The following is a 14,262-nucleotide window of genomic DNA, read 5'->3' as shown; positions in this document are numbered from 1 at the left end:
ATTAGTTTTCCAATGCCAACGCGGCACACCACGACTCGCCACGCGAGCCTTGCGGCGTCAGTTTCAGCGATCGCCCGCCGTTCTGCGCGCCAATGGTAATGGTCAGGTCAGGCTTTGGCAAAAAGCCTGCACCTTTCTGGGGCCACTCGATCAGGCACAAGGCGTCATCTTCGAAGTAATCACGGATACCGAGGAATTCCAGCTCTTCAGGGTCGAGCAGTCGATACAGATCAAAATGAAACGCCCGGATGTCGCCGATCTCGTAGGGCTCGACCAAGGTAAAGGTAGGACTCTTGACCGAGCCGACGTGCCCGAGGCCGCGAATGATGCCCCGGGACAAGGTGGTTTTCCCCGCGCCGAGGTCGCCCTCGAGAAAGATCAAGCCATGCCCTGCGGTGATCCGTGCGATGCGCGCGCCAAATTGTGTCATGGCTTGTTCGTCCGCCACGTACAGGGTTACTTCAGACACGGTGATTGCTCCTCCAATAACTGACGAATGGCCGGGATCAGATCGGTCGCCGCCAACCCCCGCCCCGAGCGACCGCACTCAACGCCGGCACTGGCATGCAGCCAGACCGCCAGGCATGCGGCTTCGAATGCTTCCATCCCCTGGGCGAGCAAAGCGCCAACCACCCCGGCGAGCACGTCTCCCAGGCCGGCGGTAGCCATGGCCGGGTGACCTTGGGCGCAAATCGCCAGGCGACCGTCGGGGCTGGCGATCAAACTGCCGGCCCCCTTGAGGATCACGGTGGCTGTGTATTTTTTGCTCAAGGCGTGGGCCGCCGCGGGGCGATCGGCCTGCACTTGGGCGGTGGATACTCCCAGCAATCGTGCCGCCTCGCCCGGGTGAGGGGTGATGACGCAACGATCAGGCAGGCCGACCACGCCCAGGCTCAACAGATTCAGGGCATCGGCATCCCACACCTGCGGCAGCGCAGCGTTGGCTGCCGCCGACAGCAGGCTGCGCCCCCAAGCAGCCTGCCCCAGGCCTGGCCCGACCACCAGGACGCTGGCCTGCTTGAGCAAGCCCATCAATTGATTGGCCGAATGGGTGCCCTGCACCATTACCTCTGGCAAACGGACCAGCGCCGAGGCGACGTGCTCGCTGCGGGTAGCCATCGAAACCATCCCCGCGCCGCAGCGCAGCGTGCTTTCGGCGCTCATCTGGATCGCGCCGCCGAACCCCCGGTCGCCGCCGATCAACAGCACGTGACCAAACTTGCCTTTGTGGGACGTTGGTGCGCGAGGCGTCAGATGCGGCAGATTATCAGGCAGGAGCAATCGGGCACTGGCAGGCGCCGACTCAACGATGTCAGGGTCCGCATGCAAGTCGTTGAATACCAAGTCGCCCACTCGATCCGCTGCATCCCCGGTGAACAGCCCCAACTTCAAGCCGATGAACGTCACGGTCAGGTCAGCCGCCACGGCGGTGCCGAGCACTCGGCCGGTGTCCGCACACAGCCCCGACGGTATGTCCACCGCCGCGACCGGCAAACCGCTGACATTGATCGTATCGATGGCCCTGACATACGGCTCGCGCACTTCGCCAGTCGTCCCGGTGCCGAGCAGCGCGTCGAGCAGCACACCTCGCAACTCGCTGTCGTCCGACCAAGGCTCTACCGGCACACCGACGGCCACGGCTTCTGCGTGGGCATTGGCGGCGTCCCCCAACAGGCGCCGGGGCTCGCCCACGGCCAGGACCCGTACCGACCAGCCGGCACGACGGGCCAGGGCCGCGACCAGGTAGCCGTCGCCAGCGTTGTTGCCATGACCAGCCAGCACGGTCAACTCAGTGCTCTGCGGCCAGCGTCGCACGATTGCCCGCCACGTGGCGCGGGCGGCGCGCTGCATCAATTCGAAGCCGCTGGTGCCTGTCGCGATCAGTTGTGCATCCAAGGCCCGGACCTGCGCGGCGCTGTACAGCGCGTCGGGAAAATCATCTTTAGTCTGCGGCATGCGTCTTCGGGCTCCGATGTCTGGCAGAATTATACGCATCTCAGCTCCGGTTTCTCTTGCCTCATGCCTCCCATTTCCACAGACCTTGCCACCCTCGCCCAATCCATCAAGGAATGGGGCCGCGAGCTGGGTTTCCAGCAGGTCGGCATCAGCGGCCTGGACCTTGCCGAGCATGAGCAACACCTGCAACGCTGGCTGGAGGCCGGCTACCATGGCGAAATGGACTACATGGGCGCCCATGGCAGCAAGCGCTCGCACCCGGAGGAACTGGTGCCGGGCACACTGAGGGTGGTGTCCCTGCGCATGGACTACCTGCCAGGCGACACCCAAATGGCGCAGATGCTCGGCCAACCGGAAAAAGCCTACGTCTCGCGTTATGCATTGGGCCGCGATTACCACAAATTGATCCGTAAACGCGTGCAGCAATTGGCGGAAAAAATCCAGGCGGCCATTGGCCCCTTTGGCTATCGCGCCTTCGTCGACAGCGCGCCGGTGCTGGAAAAAGCCATTGCCGAGCAGGCCGGCCTGGGCTGGATCGGCAAAAACACCCTGGTGCTGAATCGCAAGGCCGGCAGCTATTTTTTCCTTAGCGAGCTGTTTGTCGACCTGCCGCTACCGACAGACCCGCCCCACGGCACCGAGCATTGTGGAAAATGCACCGCCTGCCTGGACATCTGTCCGACCAACGCCTTCGTCGGGCCCTACGTATTGGATGCCCGACGTTGCATTTCCTACCTCACCATCGAGCTGAAAAATGCCATTCCGGAAGAGCTGCGGCCGTTGATCGGCAACCGGGTGTTCGGCTGCGATGACTGCCAGATCGTCTGTCCATGGAACCGCTTCGCCCGGCCGTCGGTAGAAAGCGACTTCAAGCCGCGACACAACCTGGACAATGCCGGGCTGGCGGAGCTATTCATGTGGGACGAGGAAAAATTCCTCAGCAGCACCGAAGGTTCGCCGTTGCGTCGTGCCGGTTATGAACGCTGGCTGCGCAACCTCGCGGTAGGCCTGGGCAACGCGCCGTCAACGATTCCCGTGTTGCAGGCGCTGGAGGCGCGGCGCGATTATCCGTCGGAACTGGTGCGCGAACACGTGGAGTGGGCACTGCGCCAGCACGCAGAGCGTCAGACTTCGTCGTTGTAGACGAACTTCGGCATTTCCCAGTGAAAGCGGATTGCCAGGAGCCGCAGCAGAAAACCGCCGAACAGCGTGATGAGGATCGCCTGTTCATTCGGCAACTGCAGGAACACACACAGCAGATAACACCACGCTGCGGCGAACGAGACGCTGGCGTAGAGCTCACGACGGAAGATCAACGGAATATCGTTGCAGAAGATGTCCCGCAGAATACCGCCGAACACCCCGGTAATCACGCCGCTGACCGAGGCCACCAACATGCCGTGGCCCATTTCCAGTGCGGTCATGCAGCCGATCAGTGTGAACGCCACCAAGCCCACGGCATCGAGCACCAGGAACAACGAACGCAGGTGACGCATCCAGCGCGCCAGAAATACCGTCAGCATGGCTGCCGCAGTTGTCAGCACCAGATATTCAGGATGTTTGACCCACGTGAGTGGGTAATGGCCGAGCAGCACGTCGCGCACCGAGCCGCCGCCCAGCGCCGTGATGCAGGCGATCAGCACCACGCCGAACCAATCCATGCCCCGCCGCCCGGCGGACAGCGCGCCGGTCATGGCTTCGGCGGTAATGGCGATCAGATACAGCATCAGCAACATGGTGGCGGTCCTTGCGGGAAGGCGCGCAGTCTAGCCAGTTTGGGCGGGCACCAAAAGAGGGCAAGGTCTCGTCTTCTGCCTGAACACCCTGCAGCCAAGTCCAAACAATCCCTCGCCACAAAAGCGATCTCGCCAACCGCTGGTTTGCCGGTTAGAACTTGATGAAGTGCTTACGGTAATGCTGCAGCTCGGCAATGGACTCGCGGATGTCGTCCAGCGCCAGATGGGTGCTGCCTTTCTGGAAGCTGTCACGAACCTCGGGGGCCCAGCGGGCCGCCAGCTCCTTCAGCGTCGAGACATCCAGGTTGCGGTAATGGAAATAGCTTTCCAGCGATTTCATGTGGGTGTACAGGAAGCGACGGTCCTGGCAGATGCTGTTGCCGCAGATCGGCGACTTGCCCCTCGGCACCCACTGCTCGAGGAAAGCGATGGTCTGGGCTTCAGCCTCGGCCATGCTGATCTTGCTCTCGCGTACCCGTTGGGTCAGGCCCGAGCCGCCGTGCTGGCGGGTGTTCCATTCGTCCATGCCGGCCAGGATCTCGTCACTGTGGTGGATCGCAATCACCGGACCTTCGGCCAAGGTATTGAGATCACTGTCCGTAACGATGGTGGCCATTTCAATGATGACGTCGGTGTCAGGGTTCAGACCGGTCATTTCCAGGTCAATCCAAATCAGGTTCTGCGGGTTTTGCATGGGGGAGCTCCTCGGCTTAGCTGCGCAGTTTAGCTTAGGCAGCTCCTTGGGCGTGCTAAACTCGCCGCCGTTTTAAACCAATTCGATGTATTTCTTCATACGGAACACCCATGGCCAAACGCCAACTCAATCGTCGTCAGAACTGGCGCATCGAAAAGATCCAGGGCGAGCGTGCCGCCCGTGCCGCCAAGCGCGAATCCAGCGCTGTCGAAGCCTTGGAAGGCGGTGACCTGGGCCCCGAGCAGACCGGCCTGGTGATCGCTCACTTTGGCGTGCAGGTCGAAGTCGAGGCCCAGGAAGGCGAACTGGCCGGTCAGGTATTCCGCTGCCACTTGCGCGCCAACCTGCCGGCGCTGGTGACGGGCGACCAAGTGGTCTGGCGGGCCGGCAACCAGGGCATCGGCGTGATCGTCGCGCAATTGCCACGGCATACCGAGCTGTGCCGTCCGGACAGCCGAGGCCAGCTCAAGCCCGTGGCCGCCAACGTCGACATGATCGTCATCGTGTTCGCCCCGTTGCCCGAGCCTCACGCCAACCTGATCGATCGCTACCTGGTGGCGGCCGAACACGCCGGCATCCGGCCGTTGCTGCTGCTCAACAAGTTCGACCTGATCGACGAGCACAACGCCCCGGCGCTGAATGCCCTGCTGTCGGTCTATCGGGACCTGGGTTACCCGGTGCTGGAAGTCTCGGCCCATCACGGCAATGGCATGGAGCAATTGCAGCGGCAACTGGACGGGCGCATCAGCGTGTTCGTCGGTCAGTCCGGGGTTGGCAAGTCTTCGCTGGTCAACAGCCTGCTGCCAGAGGTCGAGACCCGCGTCGGGCCGTTGTCCGAGCTGTCCGGCCAGGGCACCCACACCACCACCACCGCGCGGCTGTTCCACTTCCCCGGCGGCGGCGAACTGATCGACTCGCCGGGCATCCGCGAATTCGGGCTGGGTCACGTCAGCCGGGCCGATGTCGAAGCGGGGTTTATCGAGTTCAACGAGCTGATTGGGACCTGCCGCTTCCGCGACTGCAAGCATGACCGCGAACCCGGGTGCGCCTTGCTCAAGGCCTTGGAAGAAGGTCGTGTGCACCAGCAAAGGATGAACAGCTACCGCTCGATCATCGCCAGCCTGCCGGAGAGCAGTTACTGATCCGGAATGTGAGCCACAATGGCAAGCAATCCTCAAGTAAACAGTGGACCCACAAAAAAGCCGACAGTGATGTCGGCTTTTTTGTGGGTTACTGCGCCGGCGGTTCGGCCGGTTTCGGCGCGGCGTCGTCGAACAGGTTCAGGCGCTCGCGCAATTCATGGGCCGGAACGGGCTGCTGGTCCGCCGGCAAGGCGTTCGGATCGACCGCCGCGCCTGGGGTGGCCGATGGCACCGGTACTTCACCCGGCGCAACCTCGCCCTGGGCCGGGTCTGGCGCCGTATCGGGCACCGGATCGTCGGTTTGCGAACCTTCGATGGCTTTCTGGGCTTTCCTGGTCAACACCACGATATCGATACGCCGGTTGACCGGATTGAAGGGATCCTTGCGATCGAACAGTGCCGAAGAAGCGTAGCCGACCACTCGCGCCACTTGCTCATCCGGATAGCTGCCCGCCACCAGGGCACGACGTGCCGCGTTGGCGCGGTTGGCCGACAATTCCCAGTTACCGAAATCGCCTTTGCCCACGTAAGGCTTGGCATCGGTGTGACCGCTGATACTGATCTTGTTCGGCACCGCCTTGATGGTGTCGGCCATGGCCAGCAGGATGTCTTCGAAATACGGTTTGAGCCGTGCGCTGCCAGAGTCGAACATCGGACGGTTATCGGCATCCATGATCTGGATGCGCAGGCCGTTCGGCGTGATCTCGAACAGAATCTGGTCCTTGAACTTCTGCAGCTCGGGGTTCTCTTCGACCTTGTTCTGCAACTCTTGCAGGAGCAATTCCAAGCGCTCGCGCTCGACCTGCTCGGCCATGCCCTCGGCCTCATTGGCGTCGACGGTCGCCTTGTCGGGCTGGGGCTGGGACTTGACCTCGGGGTTGAGGGTGTTCTCCGGCGCCAGGACGGGCGAACCGCCCAGATCGATGATGTACGGCGTGCCGCTCTCGGAAAAACCGACCGGGTCCTTGAAGTAACCGGCGATCGCGATTTTCTGTTCCGGCGTGGCCGTGGAGAGCAGCCACAGCACCAGAAAGAACGCCATCATCGCCGTGGCAAAGTCGGCGAAGGCGATTTTCCAGGCGCCGCCATGGTGCCCGCCGGCAATGCGCTTGACGCGCTTTACGATGATCGGCTGGTTATTTTCCATAACTTAACGACCGCGAACCGCTTGTTCCAGCTCGGCAAAGCTTGGACGGTGCTTCGGGTACAGGACCTTGCGGCCGAACTCCACCGCCAGCGACGGCGGCATGCCCGAGGCCGAGGCCACCAGGGAAGCCTTGATGGCTTCGTAGACGTTGAGTTCTTCCTTGGCGTCATGGGCCAGGGAGTGGGCCAGCGGGCCGAAGAAACCATACGCTGCCAAGATACCGAAGAAGGTACCCACCAGGGCCGCACCTACGTGCATGCCGATGGAAGCCTGGTCGCCTGAGCCCAGGGACGCCATGGTCACCACGATACCCAATACCGCCGCAACGATACCGAAGCCGGGCATGCCGTCGGCAATACCGTTGACCGCGTGGGAGGGGTGCTCCAGCTCTTCCTTGAGGCTGTACAGCTCCATGTCGAACAAACCTTCCAGCTCATGGGGGGCCATGTTGCCGGACGACATGATGCGCAGGTAATCGCAGATGAACGCGGTCATGCGCTCGTCTTTCAGCACCGAAGGGTACTTGGCGAAGATCGGGCTGGCGGCGGCGTCTTCGATATCGCCCTCGATCGCCATCATGCCTTCACGACGGCTCTTGTTGAGGATCTCGTAGACCAGCCCCAACACCTCGAGATAGAAGGTGTGGGTAAAGCGCGAGCCGAACATGCTCAAGGATTTCTTGAGCACATGCATCGTCGTGTAGCCAGGGTTTGCCTGGAGGAATGCGCCGAGGGCGGCACCGCCGATGATCAATACCTCGAAAGGCTGGACCAACGCAGCGATCTTGCCATGGGAAAGCACGTATCCGCCGAGCACGCTCGCGAACACGACAATGATGCCGATAATTTTAGCCATAGATAGAAAGTACTTATTTAAGTCGGGTTCAAGGTCATATTCGGAAGCTGAAAAATCTCTTCTTCTACTTATCGGCAAAACTGCGCCAGACTATAGGCTGTTCTGGCGAAAAGCCAATTTGCCCCGTTCAGGGCGTAGAGAATTCATACGATGATCGCGTCCAGCCATGACTAACGAAACCAAGGTTCCAACGCCACGACCGACCACTCTGGAAGGCTGGGTAAAACTGCTCAATAGCGTGCACCTGCCGGTCCCCCAGGCCAGCCACGACCAGGTCTGCAAGGCCATCGCCGACAGCCGCCGCTCATTGCGCGACATCGCTGACCTGATGCAGGACAGCCCCGCCCTGGCGCTGAGCGTCATTCGCGAGGCCAACCATCATACCCATGGCAGCCTCGCGGAGCCTGCGGAAAATCTCGAAGTGGCGATCAACCGCCTCGGCCTCAAGCGTACCGAGGAACTGCTCGCTCGGCTGCCATCGTTGCCGGGGCAGGAAATACCCGTCGTCTTGCGCCAGTTGCAATTGATCAGTCAGCACGCCACGCAACAGGCCAACGGCTTTTTCGCCAGCCGCCTGGCGCGGCTGTGGCAGGACATCCACTGGGGCAGCCTGTTATTCCTGTCGCCGCTCTGGCCCCTGGCCCTGACTCACCCGCGACTGCTGGGGGAGTGGGAACTGCGGGTGGTCCATAAAGGCGAGCCCGCACGCAAGGTCGAGCGCGAACTGTTCGGCGTCCGCCTGCTGGAAGTCTGCCTGGCCCTGGCAGAGACGTGGCGCTTGCCCATCTGGATTGCGCAGGGTTATCGCCTGCTGCTCAAGGAGCGCCGCGAACTGGTGAAAGTCCTGCGCATCGCCCGCGACAGCGAACATCCGCTGCGCCAGCAAAACCGCTTGGATGACGACCCGACGCTGCGGCGCTGGCTCAATCAGCCGGCCAACACCGTGTTGCTGGCCAACGGCCTGGCACTTGCGGCGCAACAGGCGTGGGACAGCCCCCACCTCGCCCGCTGGCAATATCTCACCAGCCTCTATTTACAAATGCCGATGGATGAGCTTCAGCAACAGTTGCACCAGCAAGCCGCCAACAGTGCCCGCCAGGATGCCATGCCAGACCTGTGGCACCCCGCCGTGGCATTGATCTGGCCCTCAGGCTGCCGCCGCGTGCACCCCGGCTTGTTGCCAGCCGCCCCGCCCAGTGCACAGGACCTGAGCCACTGGCGCAAGCAATGCGCCGAGTTGCTGGTGGAACCGAGCCCCTTCAGCAACGCCATGCACCTCACCACCTCGGCCCGAAATGCGCTGGTAGCGTGCGGCATGCGCCGGGTGCTGATATTGATGGCCGATCGCAGCCAGACCAGCGTGCGCGTGCACCAGACCGCCGGCCTGCCCAAGGAAGCAGCGGCGATGAGTTTCTCCATTAGCCAGAGCAAGGTCCTGCAGCGACTACTGGGCCAACAGGCCCAGGTACGCCTGAATCCCGAGAACAACGCGCAGTTTTCCGCCTTGCTGCCTGCGGGCCTGCGCGCCTTGTTCCGGGGCGAGCACTTGCTGTTGCGCTCGCTGACCTGCAATGGACGGGTGATCATGCTGGTGGTTGCGGACCAGGGCGGCGGGCCGTTTTCGGACGTGACCGTGCAGGCTTTCGGCAAAACCGTGCAATGCATCGAAAGGGCGCTGCACAGCTTTACCAACCGTGGCCGCTGAACTTGCTACAATCCTTTCCCTTTGCGCCCCAGGAGACCTCACATGCCTGACTTCTCTGGCTTGCCGCTGGTAATCGAGCCGAACGAGCTCTTGCCGCGTCTCGATGCTCCCAATCTGATTCTGGTGGACCTGACCAGCGCCGCGCGCTACAGCACCGGTCATATTCCCGGCGCACGCTTCGTCGATCCGAAACGCACGCAACTGGGCCAGCCTCCGGCGCCGGGCCTGTTGCCGGCAAAAGCAGACCTGGAAACGCTGTTCGGCGAACTCGGGCATGACTCTGGCGCGGTCTACGTGGTGTATGACGACGAAGGCGGCGGCTGGGCCGGACGCTTTATCTGGTTGCTCGATGTGATCGGGCACTCGAATTGTCACTACCTGGACGGCGGCCTGTTGTCCTGGCTTGACCAAGGCCTGCCGGTGTCGACTGACGTCCCAGCACCGGCCGCAGGTCCCGTCGACCTGGTGCTGCACGACGAACCCACCGCCACTCGCGAGTATCTGCAAAGCCGTCTTGGCGCTGCGGACCTGGCCATCTGGGATGCACGCGGCCCGCTGGAGTATTCCGGCGAAAAAGTCGTCGCGGCACGGGGCGGACACATACCAGGCGCGGTCAATTTCGAATGGACCGCCGGCATGGACCCAGCGCGCAGCCTGCGCATCCGCAAGGACATGCCGCAGATTCTCGACCAGTTGGGCATAACCCCCGACAAAGAAGTCATCACCCACTGCCAGACCCACCACCGCTCTGGCTTCACCTATCTGGTGGCCAAGGCGCTCGGTTATCCGCGAGTCAAAGGCTATGCCGGTTCCTGGGGCGAATGGGGCAACCACCCCGACACGCCCATCGAGCTTTGAAGATTTTTAAGGACAGTTAATGAAAAACCGCTTGTTCATCCTCTCCCAGTACCTGCTGCCGCACCATCTGCTGTCGCGGCTGGCCGGCTGCATTGCCGAGTGCCGCGTACGCTGGTTCAAGAACGCCTTCACGGCCTGGTTCGCCAAGCGCTACCAGGTCGACATGTCCCAGGCGCTGGTGGAAGACCTCACCGCCTACGAGCACTTCAATGCGTTCTTCACCCGCGCCCTGAAAGATGGCGCGCGGCCTCTGGACGAAACACCCGGTGCGATCCTCAGCCCCGCCGACGGCGCCGTCAGCCAGCTTGGCCCGATCGAGCATGGCCGAGTATTCCAGGCCAAGGGCCACAGTTTCAGCGTGCTGGAACTGCTGGGCGGTGATGCGGCCAATGCGGCGCCGTTCATGGGCGGTGACTTCGCCACGATCTATCTGTCGCCCAAGGACTATCACCGCGTGCACATGCCGCTGGCCGGCACCCTGCGGGAAATGGTCTACATCCCGGGCCGGATTTTCTCGGTCAACCAGACCACCGCCGAAAACGTCCCGGAGCTGTTTGCCCGCAACGAACGCGTCGCGTGCATTTTCGACACCGAGCGCGGGCCGATGGCCGTGGTCCTGGTGGGCGCGATGATCGTCGCGTCCATCGAAACCGTGTGGGCCGGACTGGTGACGCCGCCCAAGCGCGAGCTGAAAACCTTCCGTTATGACGAAGCGGCCCGTGCGCCGATCCATCTGGAAAAAGGCGCCGAACTCGGACGCTTCAAGCTGGGTTCGACCGCCATCGTGCTGTTTGGTCCAGACCAAGTGAAATGGGCCGAGGATTTGGTGGCCGGCTCGCCAGTCCAGATGGGCCAGGCCCTGGCACTGCCGAACGCCTGATTCAGATGTTATCCCCTGTGGGAGCGAGCAAGCTCGCTCCCACAGGCTAATACAGCTAGATGGATCACCTCTTTCGCCCACAGCTGCTAGAGTTGGAAACATCCCTTTCATTTCCCGCCGGAGCCCGTCCACGGCATGAATGAGACCAGCCCTCTCCAGCTACTGCGCGTGTCGACACCAACCCAGTCGCGCCTGTCCTTCTGCGATGCCACGCCACGCGATCTCAAGCGTTGGATCGCTAACCTGCCCAAGGCGAACATCGGCGAAACCGCTCGCCTGCTGTACCAAGCCCTCGGCGAACTGAACCAACTGCTCACCCCCAGCGATAACCGCCTGCAAATGCTGGAGCTGCTGCGACCAGAGGTTTATTACGTCTGCAAGCACCTCGAGCGGCATTTCCTGCAACAGGCCATCGTGCTTGACGACCGCTCGCGCAAGATCGTCAACCTGTGCCAGGCCCTGCAAGCCCACCTGGCGATGGGCTACAAACAAATCGTCGGACGTATCGCGTCGAAATTCTCCAAAGACCGGGCGCGTCTGTTGAGCACCGCATTGCAGCGAGCCACTCACGCACTCAATAGCACCTTGCTGCGCTCCAGCCAGCTGTACAGTCCAGTGCCGGAGGGGCTCTGGCTCGATTTGCATCAGCTGTACCGGATCGCTTGCCAGCATAAACTGCAGCACCTGGTCGTCAGCGATGAACTGGCCAGCCAGGTTCATCAATTGAACGTCGAGCAAACCTATGTCGTCGCGCTGTTGTTAGGCGCCTCGCGCAGCAACCAGTTGCGCCAGAGCCAGATCGCCCGATTGGCCGAAGTGCTGGAACCCTGGAGCCAGTGGGTCAAGCTGGACCCGGCGGTCACTGCCTCGAGCCTGTTCGCAGTGGCACCGCAGCTGGATGTCGGGCCACGCTATCGCTCGAAATTCCGCGCTGAACAGCAACCTACCCTGCTGGGTTTCGATCCCCAGCCGCTGGTGCGTGCCATTACCGCCCACCTGGCTCAACCGGTCGACTCGACGTTGACGGTACCGACCGGCATGAGCGCCGATACCCTGCATCACCTGCAAGCAGCCTGGGGCGAGGCCGCCGAGCGTAGCTTCCAGCGCACCGAAGGCAACGGCACGCTCACCCTGTGCGTGGGCATGAGCGCCCTGCACTATTACCTCGGAGGGGAACGCTCTTTCAGTGAGATCCTGAAGAACCCGGCCACGCGCCAGGCCCGCTTCGAGGCGTCGCCCACCCGGAAAAGCGATACCTGGGACCAAGCCTTCGACGCAGCGCCCAGCGGCGACAGTGAGCTTTTGCCCTACGAAGAAATCGAATACCCGGTCAATCCAACCGATGACGAAAGTGCAAGCTCCGACAATCAGCATCATTTCCCGACCTACGATTTGCCGATCATCAACCACAGCCCGGGTGGTTACTGCCTTGGCTGGCCGAAGGAAGTGCCGGAGCAACTGCAGGCCGGCGAAATGGTGGGTATCCGGGACGCCAACGACCAGAGTTGGAGCATTGCCGTGGTGCGCTGGATTCGCCAGGTGCGCAACGGCGCGATGCAAATGGGGATTGAACTGGTTGCGCCCCATGCCCAGCCTTGTGGTCTGCAATTGCTTCGCGAGCAAAACGAACAAGGGCACTATCTGCGCGGACTGCTGCTTCCGGAGATCAGCGCCATTGATTTGCCTCCCACCGTGATCGCCCCGCGCCTGCCTTTCCAGGAAGGCCAGCAAGTATTGATCAACACCAACGGACAGGAACGGCGCGCCGGCCTTGATCGACGCGTGACCAGCACCCACAGCTTCAACCAGTTCGCCTATCGCCAGGACGACTCGACGGCAAACGGGGGGGACGGTGCGCAAGAGGGGGATTTCGATTCGCTGTGGAAGTCGCTCTAAGGACAAAAAACATCCCGTGGCGAGGGAGCTTGCTTCCTCGCCACGGGTGTATCAACTCAACCTGGCAAACTGCTCAAACCTGCCCGTCGCGATCACGAAAGCCCAGCAAGTACAGCACCCCATCCAACCCTAGGGTCGAAATCGCCTGCCGTGCCGATTGCTTGACCAGCGGCTTGGCCCGGAACGCCACGCCCAGGCCAGCGATAGCCAGCATCGGCAGGTCGTTGGCACCGTCACCCACGGCAATGGTCTGCTCCAGGCGAAGGCCTTCTTTCTCGGCCAACTCACGCAGCAGGTCCGCCTTGCGCTGGGCATCGACGATCGGCTCTACGGCGACGCCGGTGACCTTGCCGTCCATCACTTCCAATTCGTTGGCGAACACGTAGTCGATGCCGAGCTTGGCCTGCAGTTGCTTGGCGAAGTAGGTGAAGCCACCGGACAGGATGGCGGTCTTGTAGCCCAGGCGCTTGAGTTCGGCGAACAGGGTTTCAGCGCCCTCGGTCAGGCGCAGTGAGGCGCCGATGGAGTCGAGCACGCTGACGTCCAGCCCCTTGAGCAATGCGAGGCGTTCCTTGAAGCTGGCGCGAAAATCCAGCTCCCCGGCCATGGCACGCTCGGTGATGGCCGAAACCTTGTCGCCCACGCCCGCCGCCTTGGCCAGCTCGTCGATGACTTCGGCTTCGATCAGCGTCGAATCCATATCGAACACCGCCAGGCGGCGGTTGCGGCGGAACAGCGAGTCCTCCTGGAAGGCGATGTCGACGTTCAGCTCCTGGGCGACGCTGAGGAATTCGGCGCGCAACGCTTGAGGATCAGCCGGTTCGCCGCGCACGGAGAACTCGATGCAGCCCTTGCCCTGGTCAGCCGGAGTATCGAGCGGCATGCGCCCGGACAGCCGGTCGATATGGTCGATATTCAGCCCATATTGGGCGGTGATCGAACTGACGCGCTGCAACTGTTCGGCGGTCACCTTGCGGGTCAATAGCGTCACGATATGGCGCTTCTTGCCTTGGCCGGCCACCCAATGCTGGTAATCGGCTTCGGACACTGGGGTGAAACGCACCTGTTGATCGAGCTTGTAGGCCGTGAACAGGATGTCCTTGAGCACTGACTTGCTTTGTTCGGCGTCCGGGATTTCTACCAGGATGCCGAACGACAGCGTGTCGTGGATCACCGCCTGACCGATGTCGAGAATGTTCACACCACCCTGGGCCAGAACGCCGGTAATGGCTGCAGTCAGACCCGGACGGTCGCTGCCAGTGATGTTTATCAGGACGATTTCGCGCAAGGCGCACCCCCGCAGGTGGAAAAAAACCGCATTCTACCCACATTCAGTGACCATCGGGCACCGCCAGTGCTTTGCCGGCCATGGGCCTGTCGCTATACTGCGCGT

The 14,262-nt window shown here is 62.2% G+C and carries 13 protein-coding genes; 6 read left to right on the top strand and 7 right to left on the bottom strand.

Going from position 1 to position 14,262, the window contains the following annotated elements; all coding sequences use genetic code 11:
• Position 1 precedes the first annotated feature (1 nt).
• Entirely contained in the window at positions 2-469 is a 468-nt protein-coding gene (gene tsaE, locus J3P79_RS02865) for a tRNA (adenosine(37)-N6)-threonylcarbamoyltransferase complex ATPase subunit type 1 TsaE (protein WP_434608008.1), read from the bottom strand.
• A complete protein-coding gene (locus J3P79_RS02860) occupies positions 457-1,956 on the bottom strand; it encodes an NAD(P)H-hydrate dehydratase (protein WP_434608006.1) in 1,500 nt (499 codons plus the stop codon). The genes tsaE and J3P79_RS02860 overlap by 13 nt, the downstream gene beginning before the upstream one ends.
• A 63-nt stretch (positions 1,957-2,019) precedes the next feature.
• Here J3P79_RS02860 and queG point away from each other — a divergent pair, with 63 nt between their 5' ends.
• Positions 2,020-3,099 carry a tRNA epoxyqueuosine(34) reductase QueG gene (queG, locus tag J3P79_RS02855; protein ID WP_434608004.1) on the top strand — a complete coding sequence of 360 codons (1,080 nt, stop codon included), beginning with the start codon at positions 2,020-2,022 and terminating at the stop codon, positions 3,097-3,099.
• On the opposite strand, the gene J3P79_RS02850 is transcribed toward queG, so the two are convergent.
• Both J3P79_RS02850 and orn read right to left on the bottom strand, forming a co-directional pair.
• Positions 3,081-3,692, bottom strand: coding sequence for a trimeric intracellular cation channel family protein (locus tag J3P79_RS02850; RefSeq protein ID WP_434608002.1), 612 nt, complete (start codon positions 3,690-3,692; stop codon positions 3,081-3,083). The genes queG and J3P79_RS02850 overlap by 19 nt on opposite strands.
• Before the next feature lie 151 nt (positions 3,693-3,843).
• A complete protein-coding gene (gene orn, locus J3P79_RS02845; protein ID WP_030140170.1) occupies positions 3,844-4,386 on the bottom strand; it encodes an oligoribonuclease in 543 nt (180 codons plus the stop codon).
• Between the two features lie 110 nt (positions 4,387-4,496).
• Here orn and rsgA point away from each other — a divergent pair, with 110 nt between their 5' ends.
• Complete coding sequence (gene rsgA, locus J3P79_RS02840) at positions 4,497-5,528, top strand: small ribosomal subunit biogenesis GTPase RsgA (protein WP_053117887.1); 1,032 nt, start codon at positions 4,497-4,499, stop codon at positions 5,526-5,528.
• An 88-nt stretch (positions 5,529-5,616) separates the two neighbouring features.
• Here the strand turns inward: rsgA and motB are convergent, their stop codons facing one another.
• Positions 5,617-6,675 carry a flagellar motor protein MotB gene (gene motB, locus J3P79_RS02835; protein WP_434607999.1) on the bottom strand — a complete coding sequence of 353 codons (1,059 nt, stop codon included), beginning with the start codon at positions 6,673-6,675 and terminating at the stop codon, positions 5,617-5,619.
• Positions 6,676-6,678: 3 nt separating this feature from the next.
• On the bottom strand, positions 6,679-7,530 hold the full coding sequence (gene motA, locus J3P79_RS02830; protein ID WP_039592526.1) for a flagellar motor stator protein MotA: 852 nt from the start codon (positions 7,528-7,530) through the stop codon (positions 6,679-6,681).
• 166 nt (positions 7,531-7,696) lie between these two features.
• On the opposite strand from motA, the gene J3P79_RS02825 reads away from it, so the two are divergent.
• The 4 genes from J3P79_RS02825 (at position 7,697) to J3P79_RS02810 (ending at position 12,869) form a co-directional block, all read left to right on the top strand.
• The gene (locus J3P79_RS02825; RefSeq protein ID WP_434607997.1) at positions 7,697-9,235 is read left to right on the top strand and encodes an HDOD domain-containing protein; all 1,539 of its coding nucleotides are present in this window, start codon (positions 7,697-7,699) and stop codon (positions 9,233-9,235) included.
• 42 nt (positions 9,236-9,277) lie between these two features.
• Positions 9,278-10,093 (top strand): rhodanese-like domain-containing protein, encoded by an 816-nt coding sequence (locus J3P79_RS02820; protein WP_434607994.1) that lies wholly within the window; start codon positions 9,278-9,280, stop codon positions 10,091-10,093.
• 19 nt (positions 10,094-10,112) lie between these two features.
• The gene (gene asd, locus J3P79_RS02815; protein WP_420766178.1) at positions 10,113-10,973 is read left to right on the top strand and encodes an archaetidylserine decarboxylase; all 861 of its coding nucleotides are present in this window, start codon (positions 10,113-10,115) and stop codon (positions 10,971-10,973) included.
• 135 nt (positions 10,974-11,108) lie between these two features.
• Entirely contained in the window at positions 11,109-12,869 is a 1,761-nt protein-coding gene (locus tag J3P79_RS02810) for a molecular chaperone (protein WP_434607992.1), read from the top strand.
• Between the two features lie 73 nt (positions 12,870-12,942).
• Here J3P79_RS02810 and serB read toward each other — a convergent pair whose 3' ends face one another.
• On the bottom strand, positions 12,943-14,157 hold the full coding sequence (gene serB / locus J3P79_RS02805; protein ID WP_434607990.1) for a phosphoserine phosphatase SerB: 1,215 nt from the start codon (positions 14,155-14,157) through the stop codon (positions 12,943-12,945).
• Positions 14,158-14,262 lie beyond the last annotated feature (105 nt).

Origin of the sequence: Pseudomonas sp. R1-7, assembly GCF_051132105.1 — a bacterium.
GTDB lineage: Bacteria > Pseudomonadota > Gammaproteobacteria > Pseudomonadales > Pseudomonadaceae > Aquipseudomonas.
The sequence above is the reverse complement of the archived record's forward strand: the minus strand, read 5'-3'. Positions and strand labels throughout refer to the sequence as shown.